This is a genomic window from Gemmatimonadota bacterium, assembly GCA_009835325.1.
Taxonomy (GTDB): Bacteria; JAAXHH01; JAAXHH01; order JAAXHH01; family JAAXHH01; genus JAAXHH01.
On record VXWP01000059.1, the window covers coordinates 21,912 to 39,538 of the forward strand.

Consider the following 17,627-nt stretch of genomic DNA (forward strand, 5'->3'; position numbering starts at 1 on the left):
TCGCTACCTCCGGGTGTACCGCGCCAGGAGACTCGAGATCTCCCGGGTCAGTTCGCTCGTCTTGTCGTCGTCGTGCGAAAGCGTGCTTTCTAGGGCGTCCGCCAGGGCGGCGATCTCATCGCAAAAGGCCTTGTGTTCCCGGGCATGTCTGGTGAGCGCGGCGCGCAGGTCGGCGAGTATCGCCGCCGCCCTCATATCAGGTTCGCCGGGGTCCTCCGAGGCTTCCGTGGTCTGCGTGGCTTCAGCATCCAACAGTTCTTCCGCAGCTTCCGCGCCTTCCGCTTCCACCAGATCTTCCGCGGGCTGCGCATCTTCCGCCGTTTCTACCAGGTCTTCCGCCGTTTCCGCCAGATCTTCGACCGTTTCCTCGTGATCCGTGACCGCCGGGTCGTCCCCGGGCTGGGCGTCTTCCGCCGTTTCCACGATTTCGTCGCCCCGTCCGGACGTTTCTTCCATGTCGTCTTCAGACGCTGGTCCGCCAGCGGCGTTCACCTCGTCCGGACCGATTCCGGCTTGCGATTCGGAGGAAGACTCCGGTGATGGCTCGATATCTTGGGGCGCCCGGCCGTACTGACGGCGCAGTGTACCGTTAGAATCGGGATTCACCGTCGCCGGTTGGTCGATCGGCGGATGCATGAACAGGTCGATGGATTCCCTGGACACGAAGTACCTGCCGTCTTCCACGTAGTATTCCAGCTTGCCGTCTTCGCACATCTGCGTCACCTGGTCGGGCAACCGCTTCATCATGTCCGCAGTTTCCATCAAGGTCATCCACTGCGTCTCCGGCATCTTCTCCTCCCGCGCTTGTAAATATCCTGCCCGCAAGCCCTTGTTCCCGCTTGTTTTCGAGCTCGGATCGTCCGTCGTTACCTAGAAAACCTCACCGGCTACCTGCCTGCCGTCAATTCGCAACTGCAATCTAACGCTCAACAGCGCTTTGGCAAATACTTCCACGCGGTGTTCGTCGGTGCCGATCCGCAGATTCGTGCTCAAAATACGCGTTTTCCGCAACGACACGCGGCGGATGCTGCGGTCCCTGCAGACTCCGTCGACGTACAGCCGGGCGTCCTGGGTCCAGGTGCTGAACGCCCTGATTTCATGGCCTTTGAATTCCGTCCTGCATTCGACGCCTTCCGGGTCCGCCATGTTACTTCAACTCCGTGTGAAGTGCGTCGATCCGCTCATCACGCATTGGCCGCAGTCCTTGTTGCGGCAGGTCTCGAGATCGATCTGCAGCAGGCCCTGCTGGAGGACGGCCCGGTCGATGGAGGCCTTTTTTTCAGGCGTATCGATGAAAAGCAGGTTCGACATGGCCTGAATCACGCTGTTGTTGGCCTGCCGGCCGTAACCAGTATACATTTCCCGGACGAGGTTCATCCGGTCCGACTGGCTGTCCCTGTCGGCCAGGGCGTAGATGAATGGAAGGACCACGTCGACCATCATGCCCCGCTGGCGGTCGCGGCCGATCAGCGCTTTACGCGCCGTTCGCGAGGTCTCCCCGAACACCGTGTGTCTCAACCAATAGTCGCCGGGCGACGGCCGGATCATTGCCTCGAGCTTCCGCGCGGTCTGCCGCAGCAAGGCGACGGATCCCCGGTCGGCGCCGGCGGTCATCGGACCGGCGATCAGCGTGTCCAGGCCATCCCGCAGGCCCGACGCGATAAAATAACTCATGGCGGCAAGCCGGACCGTGGGGAAGTTAAAGGGTCTCAGCCGGAAAAACAACCAGTCATGTTCCCGCATGGGACGGGCGGGAATGGACGGGCGGAAGGCTTCCCAGCGCGTTTCTATTTCCCTGACGTACGGGTCGTCCGGGATTTCGCCGCCGTATGAGAGCCGCTGTGAGGGTAGCAGCCCGGCTGCCCCGAAAAGCAAGGCCTGCAGATCGATGATGCGATGGCCGCCCCCTGTGCCGATCTGGGCGCGGATCGTCGCCAGGGGCAGGCGCCGGGCAAGCGACTGGCAGGCATCGGTATTCTTCGTGTAACCCGCGGCCCGCATGGCGTACTCATAGAGCGTCTGTTCCGCAGAAACCTGTTTCATCCTCCCGGACATTTCCGCCGCCTTCTTCCGAAACCGGTCGGACCCCTTCTGGTCCAGCAACGCGTGAACGCGCTCGACCGACAGCAGTTTCATCAGGTTCTGGCAGGGGTAGCTGGCAGGGGCCGGGTCCTCCGTTTTTAGCCGGTATTGTTTTTGTATCCGGTCCAGGCCGTGCCTGAGGTGCTCGGATAACACCAGTGTGGGGACGTACTGCCCGTTCTGTTTCCTGACGGCCGGAAGCTTCTCGTCGTGCCACAGGACGACATGCAGCATGACATTGTTGTAAAGCGGGTCATTCGTATGGCCGTGCCGCCGCCAGTCGGCGGGTTTGATATGGATTTCCACGTCTCCCCTGAGGCGCTTCCCGGGTCCGAAGGACAGGACCGCCTGGAGGAAATCGGGGCCGCTGTCGGGATTCAAGGTGCCGGGATGATGGACCCTGAGTGTTCGGCCGTCGGTGAGCCGGAGTCTTCCGGACTGCCCGGTCCGCCCCGTCCGCGACAGTTCCCTCTGCCACAGATGCCAGATGAGCGCTTCTGCGATATCCGAATCGGCTATTTGAAGCATATTACCTGTTTCAGCTAGTTCTTTCATGCCTGGTCTCTAACCCAATAGTCGGAAGAACATCATCAGTCTCGCATGTCGCAGTCCGAAGGCGATGTGCGGCCCTTCGGTTGTCCGGGACATCAGACAAATGGCACTGGTTTTTTCTGGCGATTGGGTTATAATCCGGTTTGAAGCCGGAAAGCGCCACGTTCATCCGAATCTCACGAGTCCGGTGACCGCGTGACCGCAGCCTATTCCATCCTGCAGATCATCAGCGTGCTGGTCTTCACCCTGTTGTTCGGGCTGTCGGCCATGTTGCTGTCCCCATTCAATCCTTCGGGACGTCTGGTCCACTGGTTCGCCCGCTGGTGGGCGCGAACCCTGTTGTGGGTGGGCCGCGTGCCGGTCCGCCTGGAAGGGCTGGACAATATCCCCGGGGAGCAGCCGTGCGTGCTGGTTTCCAATCATGCGAGCGCGGCGGACATACCCATCCTGTTCGGTTCGCTGCCCATCCAGTTCAGGATCATCGCCAAGGATTCCCTGTTCCACATTCCGGTCCTGGGATGGTGCATGCGGCTGGCCGGCTACATCAGCATCAACCGCACCAATCCGAAGAAGGCCATGCGGAGTCTCAAGAAGGCGGCCCGGCAAATCAAGGAAGGATTTCCCGCGGTGGTCTTCCCGGAAGGCACGAGAACGCGGACCGGCGAACTGCAGCCCTTCAAGGCCGGCGCTTTCCTGCTGGCCATAGAATCCGGCGTGCCCGTCGTGCCCGTGGGGATATCCGGCAGCTTCGACATCCTCGTCCGCGGCAGTTTGAGAATCCGGCCGGACGCGCAGGTCGCCGTGCGTATCGGCAGGCCCATCGCGACCGAAGGCTATACGACGAAGGACCGGCGCGGGTTGGCCGAGCAGGCGCGGGAGGCCGTCGAAGAATGCCTGCGGCGGGAAGGCCGGTAGGGATGGCGCGCCCGGCGGGCTCGGTTTTCAAAGCAGGCAACGCGGTCCTGTTCGATCTCGATGACACCCTGGCCGACCGAGACCGGGCGCGAGACCGGTTCTTTACGTTTCTGTTGACTACATACTTCCCGGACCTTGAGCCGGAAGGAACCCCCTGGTCCGAACGCATGGACATGCTGCGCGGCCTCGATCGGGGAGGGCGGGGCAGCAAGGTCGCGATCCACGACTATCTATTCGGTGAGCGTCCGGTCATGCCGGCTACGGTCTTCGTAGAGCTGATGCGCAGCAGGCTCGCAACCTACACCACCTGGGCAGATGGAGCCGAGACGCTGTTGAGATGCCTTCAGACCAGAAAGCACCCCATGGCCGTGATCACCAATGGTTCTAAATCCCAGCGAGACAAAATCGAAGCCCTGGAAGCGTCGAGGTATTTCGAAGTGGTGTTTGTTTCCGGGGAAGTGGGCATCGCCAAGCCGGACCCCCGCATATTTCGGCAGGCGCTGTCCCGGTTGAACACCGCGCCCGACCAGTCCGTTTTCGTGGGGGACAGCATGGAGCACGACATAGCCGGCGCCAGGAACGCCGGTATGATGACGGTCTACATGAGGAAAGGAGAGGTGGAAGATCCCGATGACGCTTTGTGTGACCTGGTCGTTTCCGATCTCAGGGAGCTGTCGGACCTGGTCATCGGTCTTGACGCCTGTAACTAAATCACCTTTGCAAGGAGATTATGTCAAATGAGACGTTCACCCCAGATCTGGCAATTGGCCCTATGCATCGCCCTCTTCGTGCCCGGCTGCGCGGAAGATACCCCACCCGTAGAAGTGACGGCGACGGCCCCGGATGCGGGCGCGGCTGCCTCGGATGCGGGCTCGGCTGCCCCGGATGCGGACGCGACGGCCCCGGATGCGGGTGCGGCATCCGGCACGGAAACGGATGGCCTCTTGTCGGATCACATGGCCGCCGAAGCTATGCTGACGGCGCACTTCGTGGCGGCCGCGGTAAAGGCGGGCATGAGCACGGAGGAGATTAACGGCGCACTGGCCTCGGTCGCCGATGGGTCCGCCATCAGTGAATTCTGGGTAAGCGACGAGACCGGCCGGGTGGTGTATACGAATGTCCCCGGAGTGGAGTTCGCTTTCCCCACCGACCCGGACGACGAATCCCAGGCGGCGCCGTTCGCGGCGCTGCTGACCGGCAGCCAGTCTGTCGTCGACCAGAATTTCATGCCCCGTGAACTGGACGGCATGGTCTTCAAGTACGTGGGTGCGGCCGGGGTGGACCAGGCGCGCATCGTGCAGGTAGGCGTGGCGGCGCCGGCGGATTCGGATGTGCCCTGATCGACCGCGCGGGATCCATCCGGTCGCCGAATGATCGCCCGGGCGGTCCGGCTGGCCCGGGCGGTTCGGCTGGCCCGGGCGGTCCGGCTGGCCGGTGTTTCCTCCACTGAACGAACGGAACTATCGATGCACACCGTAACGGCAAGCGTCCACTACGAGATCACGCCGCCGTGGGCGATCCTCGAACGCAAGCTCATCGACACGATAGACGAAGCGGTCCATCCCTACATCGAGAAGTACACCCGCCCGGACGGGTCGCTGATCTGGGCGGATACCTGGTCCGGTAGCCGGGACGGGATGGATGATTTCTACGAAGCCTTCACCAATTTCGCCCAGTGCTACAGCCTGGGTGGCGGCGACCATCTGCTGGAGGCGGCGGACCGGCACTGGGACGCCATCACCCGGCAGCTGTCCCGATTCGGGCGGATCTACCGGGAGTATGAACGGGGATACGACCAGTTTCACCAGAGCGAGAGCTACATCTACTTCTACCATCTCTGCCTTGCCGACCCCGCCAATCCCAAGCTGCACGACCGCGCCAGGCGGTTCGCCGGCTTCTACCTGAACGAATTCCCCGACGCAATGAACTACGATCCGGTGCATCGCATCATCCGGGCGCCCCACAACGGCAGCGGTGGACCCGCCTGGGGGATGAGCGAGGACGACCGCGGGCTTACGTACAATCCCGGCGCCGGCATGCGGGTCTACGGCCTGCCGCTGAGTGACGTACCGGGGATCACGCACGTGGACGATCTCCAGGACCCGGCAAAGGCGCGGGCCATGGGCAGGGCCATGGCCGAGCGGTTCCGCGAGGGCGACGTGGCGAACAACCTTAGCGTCAACGGACTCATCATGAATGCCTATCTGATGACCGGCGACGACAAGTACCGGGACTGGCTGCTGGAGTATGCCGGGGCCTGGCTGGACCGGGCCCGGGAGAACGGCGGGCTCATGCCGGACAACGTGGGACTGGACGGGCGCGTGGGAGCCCTGCACAACGGGAAATGGTACGGCGGCCTGTACGGCTGGACGTGGCCCCACGGGTTCTATAACCTGGGGTTCGCCGCCATCACCTCGGCCAACAACGCCTACCTGCTCTCCGGGGACGCCGGCTGGTTCGATCTGCCGCGGGGCATGATCGACCGCGTGCTGGAGGAGGGAATCGACGCGGATTTCGACGAAATGGCAGCCCAGATCAGCATACGGGATCACTACATCGGTGTCGACCGCAGCCTTGGTCCCGACCGGCGGACCTTCCTCACGCCGTACCGCTACGGCGACCAGGGCTGGATGGATTACCAGCCCATGCCCGTGACCTATCCCCTGAACGTGTGGAACGTGTCGGAGGCCGACGAGGACCGGGCGCGCATGGATTTCCTGCGCGAGCGCAGCGGCTACGACTGGTCGGCCGTGGTGCCCTTCAGGGACAAGGGCGACATGCATCACGACGAGCCCTGGCTGCTCTACCTGCGGGGAGAGAATCCGGATTACCCTGAACGGATGCTGGCGGCCGCCCACGCCCTGGTCTGCCATCGGCTGGCACAGATCCGCGCCGATGATTCGGATCTGGAAGCCGGACCGGGCATTCATCTGTGGCAGCAGTTGCAGCCCGTGACCACCGAGGCCCTCGTGCAGCTCACCATGGGATGTCCCCAGGTCATCTACTACGGCGGCATCCCCAACGCGCGGCTGCGCTACTTTGACGCCGACCGCAAACGACCGGGGCTGCCGGCCGACACGGCCGCCCTCGTGGACCGGATCGAACCGTCCAGCGTGGGCGTGCACCTGGTCAATCTGCACCCCGCGGAAACCAGGCGGGTCGTCCTGCAGGCCGGCGCCCTGTCCGAGCACGCCTTTCGCAGTGCTTCTTACGATGCGACCGACACGCCGTACCCCGGCGCCACGGGCGCCTACGCCGCGCCGAAGGCCTCTGTACTCCGCCAGTCGCTGCGGGTCGACGATTCGCGTCTACGCGTGGTGCTGCCACCGGCCACCCGGATCCACCTGGACCTGGAGATGGCCCGGTACGTAAACCGGCCTCGGTACGAAACCGCCTGAGCGATCATCCGGTGAATTCGAACCGGCGGATGAGGTCCAGCTCCCCTGGGTCGAGCGGGGTGCCGTCGGGATGCATCATGTCGTGCTGCCAGACCGCCGGGGTGGGATCGCCCTGCTTCGACTCCCAGGCCAGGTAGGTCTGCGTCCTCCCCGCCACGAGCCCCCAGTTGTACCAGGCGATCCGGTTTTCCGCGAAAACGGGAAGCATCTCCGCGAAGGTGTTGCCGTGGTGCCGCCGCAGCCATTCGGTGCAGATCACGGGCCGGCCGTGCGCATTGCACCGGGCGAGGCTGGGACCGATGTCTTCGGCCGCCCCGTAGTAGTGGAAGGTGACGACGTCGGACAGCTCGAACAGCAATGCGGAGAGATCATCTTCGAAGGCGTTCCAGATCCACGGCCCCGTGGTGAGCGGCTGCATGGGGTCGACAGCCCGCGCCCAGGTGAAGGCGTCCTCGACGAGCGGCTGGCTCCGCAGGTCGTCGTCCGGTTCGTTGTACAGGTCCCACACCAGCACGCGCGGGTCCGATCCGAAGCGGCCCACGATGTCCTTCACGTAGCGCTCGAGACCCGGCCAGGTGTCCCGGTCGGCCAGGCGTTCGAACCCCGGACTCGGCACCCACTGGCTGTTGTGCACGCCGGGCACCGGGCCGTCCTGGGGTCCCAGGTAAGGGTCGCGTCCCCCGAAGAAGCAATCGCAGAAGAGGATGACCATGGTGCTGATACCGTGCCGAGACGCGATGGACAGGAACCGGTCCATCCGCTCCTTCAGACCCTCGGGGTCGTCTTCCCAGACCAGGTACTGCACGAAGATCCGCACGCTGTTGTAGCCCGCCGCGGCGGCCCAGCCCAGTTCCTGGTCGATGGTTTCCGGGTCGAAAGTAAGCGCCTGCCACATCTCGGTCATGTTCACGGCCGTGCGCGGCAGGTAGTTGCAACCGCGTATGACGCCTGTGTCACGGTACCATGCGTGGGCTTTTTCTGTGGACCATCTGGTCATGACATGCCTTTCCGATTCTTGCACGAACGTCGGGCTGCGCCTTCAGTCCGGAAGATCCGCAAGGGCCTCCAGCACGTCCGCGATCCGTCGAAGCGCCTGGGCCCGGTGGCTGATCCGGTTTTTCTCCTCCGCGTCCAGTTCGGCGAAGGTGTTTTCGTAGCCCGCGGGCACGAACAGCGGATCGTAGCCGAACCCCGCGTCGCCCCGCGGCGCCTGAAGGATCCGGCCCTCACAGGCCCCTACCGCGGTCCAGGTGCGTCCGTCGGGAACCACGACCGCCACGACGCATCGAAAACGGGCCGTGCGGTCGGCGTCGGTGATCCCGTCCAGGGCGTCGAGCAGACGCCGGATGTTGTCCTGGTCGGTGGCGTCCCTGCCGGCGTACCGTGCCGAGTGTACGCCGGGCGCCCCGTCCAGGGCGTCCACCTCCAGGCCTGAATCGTCCGCCAGCGCGGTTCTTCCGGTGTACGACGAGACGGTCCGCGCCTTGATGAGGGCGTTCTCCTCGAAGGTTCGGCCCGACTCTTCCGGCTCGGGACAGCCGGCAAAAGACGCGGCCGGCGCGACCCGCATGCCGGGAAGCAAAGCCTTGATCTCGGAGATCTTACCCGGGTTGCGCGTGGCCAGGACGAGGGTCATGTTCGTGGTCTAGTCCCGGGCCAGCGCCTGTTTCTGAAGGTCAATCAGCCGGTTTACGCCCTGTTTGCCGAGGTCGAGCATGGCGGCCAGCTGATCCGTTGAGAAGGGGTGGTGCTCGGCGGTGCCCTGGATTTCCACCAGGTCGCCGTCGCCGGTCATGACGAGGTTCATGTCGACGTCCGCCGTGGAGTCTTCGTCGTAGCACAGATCAAGCATGGGCACGCCGCCGATGATGCCTACGCTGATGGCGGCGACCGAGTCACGGACGGGGTCGCGATCGATCAGCCCTTGCCGCGAAAGCCAGGACACTGCGTCGCGAAGCGCCACGAAACTGCCAGTGATCGACGCGGTCCGGGTTCCCCCGTCGGCTTCGATGACGTCGCAATCAATGAGGATGGACCGTTCACCCAGGCCGTCCAGATCGAATACGGCGCGGAGCGACCGCCCGATGAGCCGCTGGATCTCCTGCGTGCGCCCGGAGACGCTGCCGCGCCGGCCGTCGCGGGACACCCGCGTGTTCGTGCTTCGCGGCAGCATGCCGTATTCCGCCGTGACCCAGCCCCTGCCGCTCCCTTTCAGAAAAGGCGGGACGCTCTCATCCACGCTCGCTGAACAAAGCACGGTCGTTCCGCCCATGGAAATCAGTGCGGATCCCTCAGCGTGCCGAAGGTAGTTGCGCCGGATCTCGACGGGACGCAACTGGTCGGTCTCCCGGCCATCGATCCTGGACACAGGCGTCACTGCTTCATCCTTTACTTTTGCGTGAATGCTTTTGTGTGGACGTACGGACGGTACCGCGGCACGGAGACCGCGCTACATGTTCTCTTCCTCTTCCGCGATGAGCGCGAGGGCGTCGCGGGGGTCTTCCGCGGCGATCAGCTGTTTTCGCAGGTTGTCGTGCCGAAGCAGGCGGGAAATGTGGGCGAGCGCCCGGATGTGGGGACCGGAGACGTTCAAGGGGGACACGAGCAGGAAGAAGAGGTAGACCGGCTGTTCGTCGAGGGACTGGAAATCCACGCCCTCCTTCTTGATCCCGAGCACCCCGACCAGCCTGTCGACGGCTTTGCACTTGCCGTGGGGAATGGCGACCCCCTTCCCGATCCCGGTGCTCATGATTTTCTCGCGTTCCAGGACGGCCTGGAGCACTTCCCGGTTGTCGCTGATCCGGCCGGACGCGGTCAGTGCCGAGGCCAGTTCCTCGATCACTTCCTGTTTCTGCGTGGCCTTAAGGTTGACCAGGATAGCCTTTTCATCCAACAGTTCCGTCAAGCTCATGCCGTACTCCTGAATACCGATCCATCCATTAAAACGGAATCGCTACAAAAACCTGTGTGATTCTATGTACCCGCCCCGGAATTGTCAATAACGATTTGGACGGCTTCCGGGTCCGACGGTGAAGCGGACAATAAAAAGCCGCCTGACTACGTCGTCAGACGGCTTCTTGTTCCCTGGCATTCTTCGGCAGTGCGCCGGTTCAGCCGCCGGCCCGTTCCGCGAAACTGTCGGCCGTCATGTTGGCTGACTCGAGAAGCGTTTTGAGATCGTGCCATTTCTCAGCCGCATTCAGTTCATTCAATTGCACCGTCAGCGAGTCGGCGAATGCCGAGGCTTCCTGGGCGAGCGCACGGGCGGCCTGGCCGCGTCCCCGCTCGATGCTGCCCGAAATCTCTCCCCAGCGTTCCAGGAATGCCGGCAGGGCTTCATCGACCTCGCGTTTGGTCAACTCCTTCTGCACCACGGATTCCTGGCTGGCCGATTCGAAGAGCGACATGGCGTTTTCGGCGGCGGTCTTCGCGTCGCCGTATTCCTCCGCGTCCATGTGCGTCCTGGCCATCTCGAGTTCGGCGGCCGCCGCTTCGTATTCAGCCGGTGCGTACTTGTCGACCTCGGCTTCCATGGCGGCGGCCATGGCATCCTCGGCCCCGTTCATGGCCTCGGTGGGCGGTCCCGCGCATGCAGCGGCCACGAAGAGGCATGCGACGACGCTCATCGCGGTCAGATAGGCCTGCTTGGACATGATAGAACCTCCTGTTCGAACCGGTAAATGAAGTATGTCGGATCGCTTGAATCGGAATCGAATGACCGGGTAAGGCAATACTTCAGCAGTATAACTCAAATATAATAGAACGGTTCGAAAAGGTGTCCAGCAAAAAAGGCGTCAGGCACAAAAAACATGGCCTGCCGGGGGGATGAATCCGGTGGGCTGGGTCCGTGGTTGCCAGGCGCGCCGAAGGGGTGAACGGGGCCGTGATTACCCTTGACTTTCCGGCCTGCCGACCTTAGTGTGAAGGGTTCGATTCGGAAGCGGTCTCGTCTCGATGGACGAACCGTTGCGAGAGCCGTCCATACGCCGAAAGGACCAACGCGAATCATGGTGTCTGAAGACCTCCTCAGGAAGCAGTTGGATTTCGTGCTGCAGGATACCAGCTTCGACCTGGGTGAGAAATTCGAAGGCAAGGTCAGGGACAACTACCGGCTCAACGGGAAACGGATCATCGTGACCACCGATCGGATTTCCGCCTTCGACCGGGTGCTGTGCGCCCTTCCCTTCAAGGGCCAGGTCATCAACCAGACCGCGGTCTACTGGTTCGAACGGACCCGGCATATCATTGAGAACCACCTGATCGACGTGCCCGATCCGAACCTGCTCGTAGCCAGGGAATGTCAGCTGATTCCGGTCGAGATGGTCGTCCGGGGGTATCTGACCGGCGTCACCACGACGTCGGCCTGGTACCACTATTCCCGGGGGAGCCGCGACTTCTGCGGCAACGCGCTGCCGGACGGCATGAAAAAGAACCAGGCCTTCGACCGGCCCATCATTACCCCTTCGACGAAGCCGGAGAAAGGTGCGCACGACGAGTCCATCTCGGCGGAAGAGGTGCTTCGCAGGGGCCTCGTGGACGAAGGCGCGTACCGCGAGATGGAAAGGGCGGCCCTGGCGCTTTTCGCCTTCGGGACCGAACGGGCGGCCGCCAACAACCTGATCCTGGTGGACACCAAGTACGAATTCGGCCTCTTCGAGGACCGGGTCGTGTTGATCGACGAGATTCACACCCCCGACTCTTCCAGGTTCTGGATCAAGGATACCTATGAAGATCGATTCCGCCGCGGCGAGGAACCGGAGAAGATGGACAAGGAATACGTCCGCGGATGGCTCGCCGACCGCGGTTTTCGCGGCGACGGTCCCATACCGCATATACCGGACGAGATCAGGATCGAAGCCGCCCGCCGTTACATTACAGCCTACGAGATGATCACCGCCAGGGCTTTCGAAGCCCGGAACGAGGATGTGTTGCAGCGGATCACCCACCGGCTGCGGAACCCCATGTAGCCGAACCGCTCTCGTATGCGCCTGCCAACCCTCCTGGACATCACGGAAGCATCCCCCGTCGTACAGCGGTATCTCACGCTGGCCGCCGATGACGCCCGCACCGCGCGGGTGTCGGGGCTCGCCGGCTCTTCGCGGTCTCTGCTGCTCGCCCACGCGCACCGGAAACGGGGCGGCGCGACGCTAGTCATCGTGGAGGACACGGACGCCGCCGAGGAGATGTACGAGGATGTCTCCAGCCTGCTGGACCCCGATGACGTGGCGTTGTTTCCTCCCTGGGAGGTGTTGCCCTACGACCAGGTATCGCCGCCGGGGGACCTGTCGGGAAGGCGCCTGGGCGCGCTGCACGCCCTGATGAACAACCGGCCGCTGTTCGTCGTCGCGACGGTCCGGGCCGTCATGCAGCGCACCATGCCGCCGTCCGTGCTCGCCGGCGCCGTCCTCCAGGTCGTAGCGGGCGCCACCATCCCCTTGTACGAACTTACGGCGCGGTGCAACCGGCTCGGTTACGAACGGACGGACATGGTGCAGGCGCCGGGCCACTTCAGCGTGCGGGGAGGTATCGTCGACGTCTATCCCCACGGGATGGAACAGCCGTGCAGAATCGAGTTCTTCGGCGACGAGGTGGAATCGATTCGCCTGTTCGATATATACACCCAGCGGTCGTCGCGGAACATCGGCGAGATGACGGTGCTTCCTAACCGGGAAATGATCGACGACCCGGAAACGCGCGACGACGTGATACAAAGGGTAAAGTTGGCCGGAGCATCGCATTCGATCGACGCGTCCGAACTGGTGTCCCATATCGAGGACGGCGGCCTGTTCGAAGGCAGCGAACGCTACCTGCCCTACTTCCATCCCTCCGCCGCCACCATCATGAACTACCTCCCGGACCGTACGTTGATCGTCCGCTGCGAACCCGATGAGCTGGCGCGCGAAGCCGAGTCGTTCGAGGCGGAATACGAAGAAACCCACCAGCGAAGAACCGAGGCGGACGACCTGGTCCCCGGGCCGGAACATGCGATCCTGCACTGGCCCGGTATAATGGAGGAATCGGCCTACTACGGGACGATGGACATGGTGCGCGGCACGCGGGCGGCCGATGGGTGGCTCGCGGTCGGCGCCGAGGCCTCCGGCGTGTACCAGGGAGCGATGGACGTACTGAAGTCCCGGCTTAAGGAATGGAAGGCGGCTGGCGCCCGGGTCGTGGTGGTCTGCGACAACGAAGGACAGGCGGAGAGGCTGCGCGAGATCCTGGGCCCGGACGCCCCCGATATCGACATGCCGGTCGGGCCGATGCACGCCGGGTTCATTCTGCCGGACCTGCCGCTGGTCGTGCTGACCGACGCGGAGATCTTCAACCGGTACCGGAGACGCCGCCGCAAGGTCTTCAAGGAAGGCGTGGTGATCGAGGATTTCACCAGCCTCAGAGAGGGAGACTTCGTCGTCCATATCGACCACGGTATCGGCCGGTACGTCGGGCTGAAGCGCATTAACGTGGATGAACGGGAAAGGGACTGCCTGACCCTGATCTACGCCGGGGACGACCGGGTCTTCATCCCCATCGAGCAGTTGCACCGGGTCCAGAAGTACGTCGGATCCGACGGCGAGGCGCCCTCGCTGTCGAAACTGGGCGGGAGAGCCTGGGAACAGGCCAAGAAGCGTACGCGCAAGGCGGTCCGGGTGATCGCCGAAGACCTGGTCAAGCTCTATGCAGCCCGGCAGGCCAGTCCCGGGTTCGCCTTCTCGGCCGACACCCCCTGGCAGCGGGAAATGGAAGACTCCTTCATCTACGTGGATACGCCGGACCAGGAGCAGGCCTCCACGGACGTGAAGTCGGACATGGAGCAGGCGGTGCCCATGGACCGGCTGATCTGCGGCGACGTGGGCTACGGGAAGACCGAAGTGGCGATCCGCGCCGCGTTCAAGGCGGTGCAGGACGGGAAACAGGTCGCGGTGCTGGCGCCGACCACCATCCTGGCGCAACAGCACCTGACCACCTTCACCGAACGGCTCGCGGACTACCCGGTGAACATCCGCATGCTGAGCCGGTTCGTCCCGCCGAATGAGCAGAAAGCCGTTGTCGCGGGGCTCAGGAAGGGCGATGTGGATATCGTCATCGGCACCCATCGGCTCATTTCCGGCGACATCGACTTCAGCGACATGGGCCTGCTCGTGGTCGACGAGGAACAGCGATTCGGCGTGGTCCACAAGGAACGGCTCAAGCAGCTGAAGACCTCCGTGGACGTCATGACCATGACCGCTACGCCCATCCCGCGGACGCTCCACATGTCGCTGGTCTCCGCCCGCGACATGTCCCTCATCACCACCCCGCCCAGGGACCGGCTGCCGGTACACACCGAGGTGGTGCGTTTCAACGAGGAGGTGATCTGCGAGGCGATCATGCGGGAGGTGGACCGCGGCGGACAGGTCTTCTTCGTCCACAACCGGGTCCAGTCCATCGAGGCGGTCGCCGAGTTTCTCCGGCGCCTTCTGCCCCAGGTGTCTTTCGTCGTGGGCCACGGACAGATGCAGGAAAGGGAACTGGAACAGGTCATGATCGATTTCCTGGACCGCAAGTACGACTGCCTCGTGTCCACCATGATCATCGAATCCGGACTGGACATCCCCAGCGTGAATACCATCCTGGTAAACCGCGCGGACCGGTTCGGACTGGCCCAGCTGTACCAGCTCCGGGGACGCGTAGGGCGGTCCAATCACCGGGCCTACGCCTACCTGATGATACCCGCCGCCGGCACGGTGACCCCCGACGCCCGCAAGCGGCTGGCCGTGATCGCCGAGTATACCGCGCTCGGATCGGGGTTCCACATCGCCATGCGGGACCTGGAGATCCGGGGCGCCGGCAACCTGCTGGGCACGGAGCAGCACGGGTTCATCTCCTCCATCGGTTTCGATCTGTACTGCCGTCTGTTGAAAGAGGCGATGCAGGACCTAAAGGGCGAGACGCGGGAAGAAGCGCCGGAAGCCGAAGTCGAACTGCAGGTAGGTGCTTTCATCCCCGATGACTATATCGCGGACCGGAAGCTCAAGGTTGGCTTCTACCAGCGGCTTTCCCGGGTGGAAGACGAGCAGGAGGTCGCCTCGCTGCGTGAAGAGATGCAGGACCGGTTCGGCCGGTTGCCCGATCCGGTGCGCGTCCTCTTCGACCTGGTTTCCATTCGGCAGATCGCGGCGAGGATCGGATTGCAGCAGCTCAGGGTGCGCGGGAGCGAGATGACCGTGGCCTACCGGGACGGTCTCTATCCATCGCGCGACCGTATCGCCCGGGTGACGGACGATCCCGCGCTGGACATCGAATTCCCCCATGGAGACGGTTTCCGGATCAGGGCCGGACTGACCGGCGAAACGGAAGCCGAACGGGTCGATCTGGCCAAAAACCTGTTGCTCAAACTCCTGTAATTGGTTAATGATACATGCCCGATTGCCGAAGTTTGACCTGCCCGTTGGAGTAAGAATATCAGCATGAAATCCGCGGTCTGTTGTACCGTTATGCTGAACGTGGCGCTTGTCTTGACACAGTGCCAGTGCAGCTCGATTCCGGAAGACCCCGATTCGGTTGTCGCGAGGGTGAACCAGTCCACGCTGACAGTCGATGAACTGGATGCCGAACTGGAAGCCACGGCGTTGTTCGCCGCTACGCCCCAGATGAGAAAGGACCGGGTGTCCGACTGGATCCGGACCGAGCTGCTCTACCAGGAAGCCCTGCGGCTGAATCTGGACAGCGACGTCAAGACGGTCCGGGACCTGGACAGGATGCGCCGGGAGCACCTGGCCAACGTCATGCTGGAACACATGGCCGCCGATTCGGCGATCGTGGTGTCCGACGAAGAGGTCGAGGCCTATTTCGAGACCAATCGACAGGAGTTCGTTTACCTCGTACCGGAACTCAGGGTCTCGGTGATCGTTCTACCGGACGAGACCACGGCCCGGCAGGTCCGTAACCAGTTGTCGCGCCGGAGCGCTACCTTCGAGGAACTGGCGCGGACGCGGTCCATTCACGCGTCTTCGGTCGATGGCGGGGACCTGGGTTTCCTGAAAAGGGCGGATATCAGCGACGTTTCGGTGCAGGAAATCGTCTTTTCCCTGAGTGCCGGCCAGGTTTCGCGGCCCGTACTTTCGGAAAACGGTTCGTTTATATTCAGGGTCGCGGAGCGTCGCGAAGCCGGCACGCTGCCGCCGCTGGACGAGGTCCGCGGCGAGATCGTCAACCGGGTACTGCGGGACAAGCGCCGCGAACTGGTCAGGCGGTACGTCGATGCGTTGCGGCAATCGGCCGACGTGGAAATCCATGACGGGAACCTGATGCGGCCGGAACCCGGCGCGCCGTAGAACCGGCGCCGTAGAACAAGCGCCGCAGACCGGCACAGGAGGAGCATGACCTTCCGATCGATCCCCCGGTATTTCCCGCTGCTGTTACTTGCCCTGGTTCTGGCGGGACGCCCGGCCCAGGGCCAGCAACTGGTGGACTACGTCGTCGCCGTCGTGGACAACGAGATCATCCTCTACTCCGACGTCCTCGAAGCGGTGAAGATGTACCGCATGCAGGAGACGGAGCAGGAGCCGGAAGACCTCCCGAACCAGTTGTTAAAGGACATGATCGACACGCGCGTCGTGCTCGCGTACGCGCGCAGGGACAGCGTGAGGGTACCCGCTGAACAGGTAAACGGCGCGGTGCGCCAGATCATCGACCAGTACACGGAACGGCTCGGTTCCGAGGACGCCCTGGAACAACTGGTGGCCAGTTCGGGCATGACCATGCGGGACTGGAACCGGCTACTCCGGCGCCAGAAGGAGGAGGAACTGCTGCAGCGCAGGCTCGAGGAAGACCGCTTCGGCGAAGTCCGCGTTACCGGCCTGGAAGTAGCCCGGTACTATGAGACACATTATGACAGCATACCGTCGAATCCCATCCAGCTTGACCTGAGCCATATCATGATCACGTCACGCCCGGACCCGGAAGTCGTGACCGCCATGAACGCGCGGATCGAGGAGATACGGCGCCGCATAGCCGACGGCGAGGATTTCGGCGAGATGGCGCGGCGGTATTCGGAAGACCTGAACAGCGCCAGAAACGGCGGAGACCTGGGATTCTTCACCCGCGGCACGTTCATGGCCGATTTCGAAGAGGCGGCTTTCGCCCTGGAGACGGGCAGCGTCAGCCCCACGGTGCAGACGGACGTGGGCCTTCATATCATCAAGCTGGAGGATCGGAGAGACGACCAGATCCGCGTGCGGCACATACTGGTCCAGATCCCGAAGACGGATGAAGACGATCACCGGGCGCTGGAGACGATTTCCATGCTGCGGCAGCGGATTCTCGACGGCGACGAGACTTTTTCCGATGCCGCGGCGAAGTACTCGGAAGACCTGGCCTCCGCTTCCGAAGGCGGCCACATCGGGGAGTTCATGCTCGACCAGTTGCTGCCCCAGTACCAGACCGCCCTCAACGCCGTCTCCATCGACGAAATGACCGAACCCATCAAAGTGGTGGACCAGGGCGCCGTCTCCTATCACATCATGCGGCTGAACGACAGGACCGGGGGCGACAAGTTCACCCTGGACGACCACTTTCAGGAAATCACGAATCTGGCCAAATTCGCCAAGTGGAGCGAGGAGAGGGAACGGTGGCTCAAGGATCTTCGCCGCGAGTTGTACATCGACGAGCGCGGCCTGGACACCCTGCCCTGAATGCCCT

The 17,627-nt window shown here is 63.2% G+C and carries 16 protein-coding genes and 1 pseudogene; 8 read left to right on the forward strand and 9 right to left on the reverse strand.

Annotated elements, in window-relative coordinates:
• Positions 1 to 3: 3 nt before the first annotated feature.
• The 3 genes from F4Z81_07325 to F4Z81_07335 form a co-directional block, all read right to left on the reverse strand.
• Positions 4 to 789, reverse strand: a complete 786-nt coding sequence (locus F4Z81_07325) for a hypothetical protein (protein ID MXW04864.1) — start codon at positions 787 to 789, stop codon at positions 4 to 6.
• 81 nt (positions 790 to 870) lie between these two features.
• A complete protein-coding gene (locus tag F4Z81_07330) occupies positions 871 to 1,146 on the reverse strand; it encodes a hypothetical protein (GenBank protein ID MXW04865.1) in 276 nt (91 codons plus the stop codon).
• Positions 1,147 to 1,152: 6 nt separating this feature from the next.
• Positions 1,153 to 2,637: a DUF2851 family protein gene (locus tag F4Z81_07335; GenBank protein MXW04866.1), complete on the reverse strand. Its 1,485-nt coding sequence runs from the start codon at positions 2,635 to 2,637 to the stop codon at positions 1,153 to 1,155.
• Positions 2,638 to 2,829: 192 nt separating this feature from the next.
• Between F4Z81_07335 and F4Z81_07340 the strand changes: the two genes are divergently transcribed.
• Together F4Z81_07340 and F4Z81_07345 are read left to right on the forward strand one after the other, a co-directional pair.
• The gene (locus tag F4Z81_07340; protein MXW04867.1) at positions 2,830 to 3,549 is read left to right on the forward strand and encodes a 1-acyl-sn-glycerol-3-phosphate acyltransferase; all 720 of its coding nucleotides are present in this window, start codon (positions 2,830 to 2,832) and stop codon (positions 3,547 to 3,549) included.
• Positions 3,525 to 4,259, forward strand: a complete 735-nt coding sequence (locus F4Z81_07345) for an HAD family hydrolase (GenBank protein ID MXW04868.1) — start codon at positions 3,525 to 3,527, stop codon at positions 4,257 to 4,259. Before F4Z81_07340 ends, F4Z81_07345 begins: the two co-directional genes overlap by 25 nt.
• Positions 4,260 to 4,384: 125 nt before the next feature.
• Here F4Z81_07345 and F4Z81_07350 read toward each other — a convergent pair.
• A pseudogene (locus F4Z81_07350) lies at positions 4,385 to 4,468 on the reverse strand (50S ribosomal protein L25).
• A 25-nt stretch (positions 4,469 to 4,493) separates the two neighbouring features.
• Between F4Z81_07350 and F4Z81_07355 the strand changes: the two are divergent.
• Positions 4,494 to 4,889, forward strand: coding sequence for a hypothetical protein (locus F4Z81_07355; protein ID MXW04869.1), 396 nt, complete (start codon positions 4,494 to 4,496; stop codon positions 4,887 to 4,889).
• Positions 4,890 to 5,015: 126 nt separating this feature from the next.
• Positions 5,016 to 6,947 (forward strand): hypothetical protein, encoded by a 1,932-nt coding sequence (locus tag F4Z81_07360; GenBank protein ID MXW04870.1) that lies wholly within the window; start codon positions 5,016 to 5,018, stop codon positions 6,945 to 6,947.
• A 4-nt stretch (positions 6,948 to 6,951) separates the two neighbouring features.
• Here the strand turns inward: F4Z81_07360 and F4Z81_07365 are convergent, their stop codons facing one another.
• From F4Z81_07365 to F4Z81_07385, 5 genes are all read right to left on the reverse strand, one after another.
• Positions 6,952 to 7,944 carry a glycoside hydrolase family 5 protein gene (locus F4Z81_07365; GenBank protein MXW04871.1) on the reverse strand — a complete coding sequence of 331 codons (993 nt, stop codon included), beginning with the start codon at positions 7,942 to 7,944 and terminating at the stop codon, positions 6,952 to 6,954.
• A 42-nt stretch (positions 7,945 to 7,986) separates the two neighbouring features.
• On the reverse strand, positions 7,987 to 8,583 hold the full coding sequence (locus tag F4Z81_07370; protein MXW04872.1) for an XTP/dITP diphosphatase: 597 nt from the start codon (positions 8,581 to 8,583) through the stop codon (positions 7,987 to 7,989).
• 9 nt (positions 8,584 to 8,592) lie between these two features.
• Complete coding sequence (rph, locus tag F4Z81_07375) at positions 8,593 to 9,315, reverse strand: ribonuclease PH (GenBank protein MXW04873.1); 723 nt, start codon at positions 9,313 to 9,315, stop codon at positions 8,593 to 8,595.
• A gap of 81 nt (positions 9,316 to 9,396) precedes the next feature.
• Entirely contained in the window at positions 9,397 to 9,858 is a 462-nt protein-coding gene (locus tag F4Z81_07380; GenBank protein ID MXW04874.1) for a PTS sugar transporter subunit IIA, read from the reverse strand.
• Between the two features lie 199 nt (positions 9,859 to 10,057).
• The gene (locus F4Z81_07385) at positions 10,058 to 10,600 is read right to left on the reverse strand and encodes a DUF4398 domain-containing protein (protein ID MXW04875.1); all 543 of its coding nucleotides are present in this window, start codon (positions 10,598 to 10,600) and stop codon (positions 10,058 to 10,060) included.
• A 354-nt stretch (positions 10,601 to 10,954) separates the two neighbouring features.
• On the opposite strand from F4Z81_07385, the gene F4Z81_07390 reads away from it, so the two are divergent.
• From F4Z81_07390 to F4Z81_07405, 4 genes are all read left to right on the forward strand, one after another.
• A complete protein-coding gene (locus F4Z81_07390) occupies positions 10,955 to 11,914 on the forward strand; it encodes a phosphoribosylaminoimidazolesuccinocarboxamide synthase (GenBank protein MXW04876.1) in 960 nt (319 codons plus the stop codon).
• A gap of 15 nt (positions 11,915 to 11,929) precedes the next feature.
• The gene (gene mfd, locus F4Z81_07395; GenBank protein MXW04877.1) at positions 11,930 to 15,331 is read left to right on the forward strand and encodes a transcription-repair coupling factor; all 3,402 of its coding nucleotides are present in this window, start codon (positions 11,930 to 11,932) and stop codon (positions 15,329 to 15,331) included.
• 63 nt (positions 15,332 to 15,394) lie between these two features.
• Positions 15,395 to 16,261 carry a hypothetical protein gene (locus F4Z81_07400; protein ID MXW04878.1) on the forward strand — a complete coding sequence of 289 codons (867 nt, stop codon included), beginning with the start codon at positions 15,395 to 15,397 and terminating at the stop codon, positions 16,259 to 16,261.
• Positions 16,262 to 16,306: 45 nt separating this feature from the next.
• Positions 16,307 to 17,620, forward strand: a complete 1,314-nt coding sequence (locus F4Z81_07405) for a hypothetical protein (protein ID MXW04879.1) — start codon at positions 16,307 to 16,309, stop codon at positions 17,618 to 17,620.
• Positions 17,621 to 17,627 lie beyond the last annotated feature (7 nt).

Coding starts and splice junctions, on each gene's coding strand:
- F4Z81_07405 (MXW04879.1), top strand. CDS start 16,307: ATGACCTTCCGATCGATCCCCCGGTATTTCCCGCTGCTGTTACTTGCC.
- F4Z81_07365 (MXW04871.1), bottom strand. CDS start 7,944: ATGACCAGATGGTCCACAGAAAAAGCCCACGCATGGTACCGTGACACA.
- F4Z81_07390 (MXW04876.1), top strand. CDS start 10,955: ATGGTGTCTGAAGACCTCCTCAGGAAGCAGTTGGATTTCGTGCTGCAG.
- F4Z81_07370 (MXW04872.1), bottom strand. CDS start 8,583: ATGACCCTCGTCCTGGCCACGCGCAACCCGGGTAAGATCTCCGAGATC.
- F4Z81_07335 (MXW04866.1), bottom strand. CDS start 2,637: ATGAAAGAACTAGCTGAAACAGGTAATATGCTTCAAATAGCCGATTCG.
- F4Z81_07380 (MXW04874.1), bottom strand. CDS start 9,858: ATGAGCTTGACGGAACTGTTGGATGAAAAGGCTATCCTGGTCAACCTT.
- F4Z81_07325 (MXW04864.1), bottom strand. CDS start 789: ATGCCGGAGACGCAGTGGATGACCTTGATGGAAACTGCGGACATGATG.
- F4Z81_07330 (MXW04865.1), bottom strand. CDS start 1,146: ATGGCGGACCCGGAAGGCGTCGAATGCAGGACGGAATTCAAAGGCCAT.
- F4Z81_07345 (MXW04868.1), top strand. CDS start 3,525: ATGCCTGCGGCGGGAAGGCCGGTAGGGATGGCGCGCCCGGCGGGCTCG.
- mfd (MXW04877.1), top strand. CDS start 11,930: ATGCGCCTGCCAACCCTCCTGGACATCACGGAAGCATCCCCCGTCGTA.
- F4Z81_07360 (MXW04870.1), top strand. CDS start 5,016: ATGCACACCGTAACGGCAAGCGTCCACTACGAGATCACGCCGCCGTGG.
- F4Z81_07385 (MXW04875.1), bottom strand. CDS start 10,600: ATGTCCAAGCAGGCCTATCTGACCGCGATGAGCGTCGTCGCATGCCTC.
- F4Z81_07400 (MXW04878.1), top strand. CDS start 15,395: ATGAAATCCGCGGTCTGTTGTACCGTTATGCTGAACGTGGCGCTTGTC.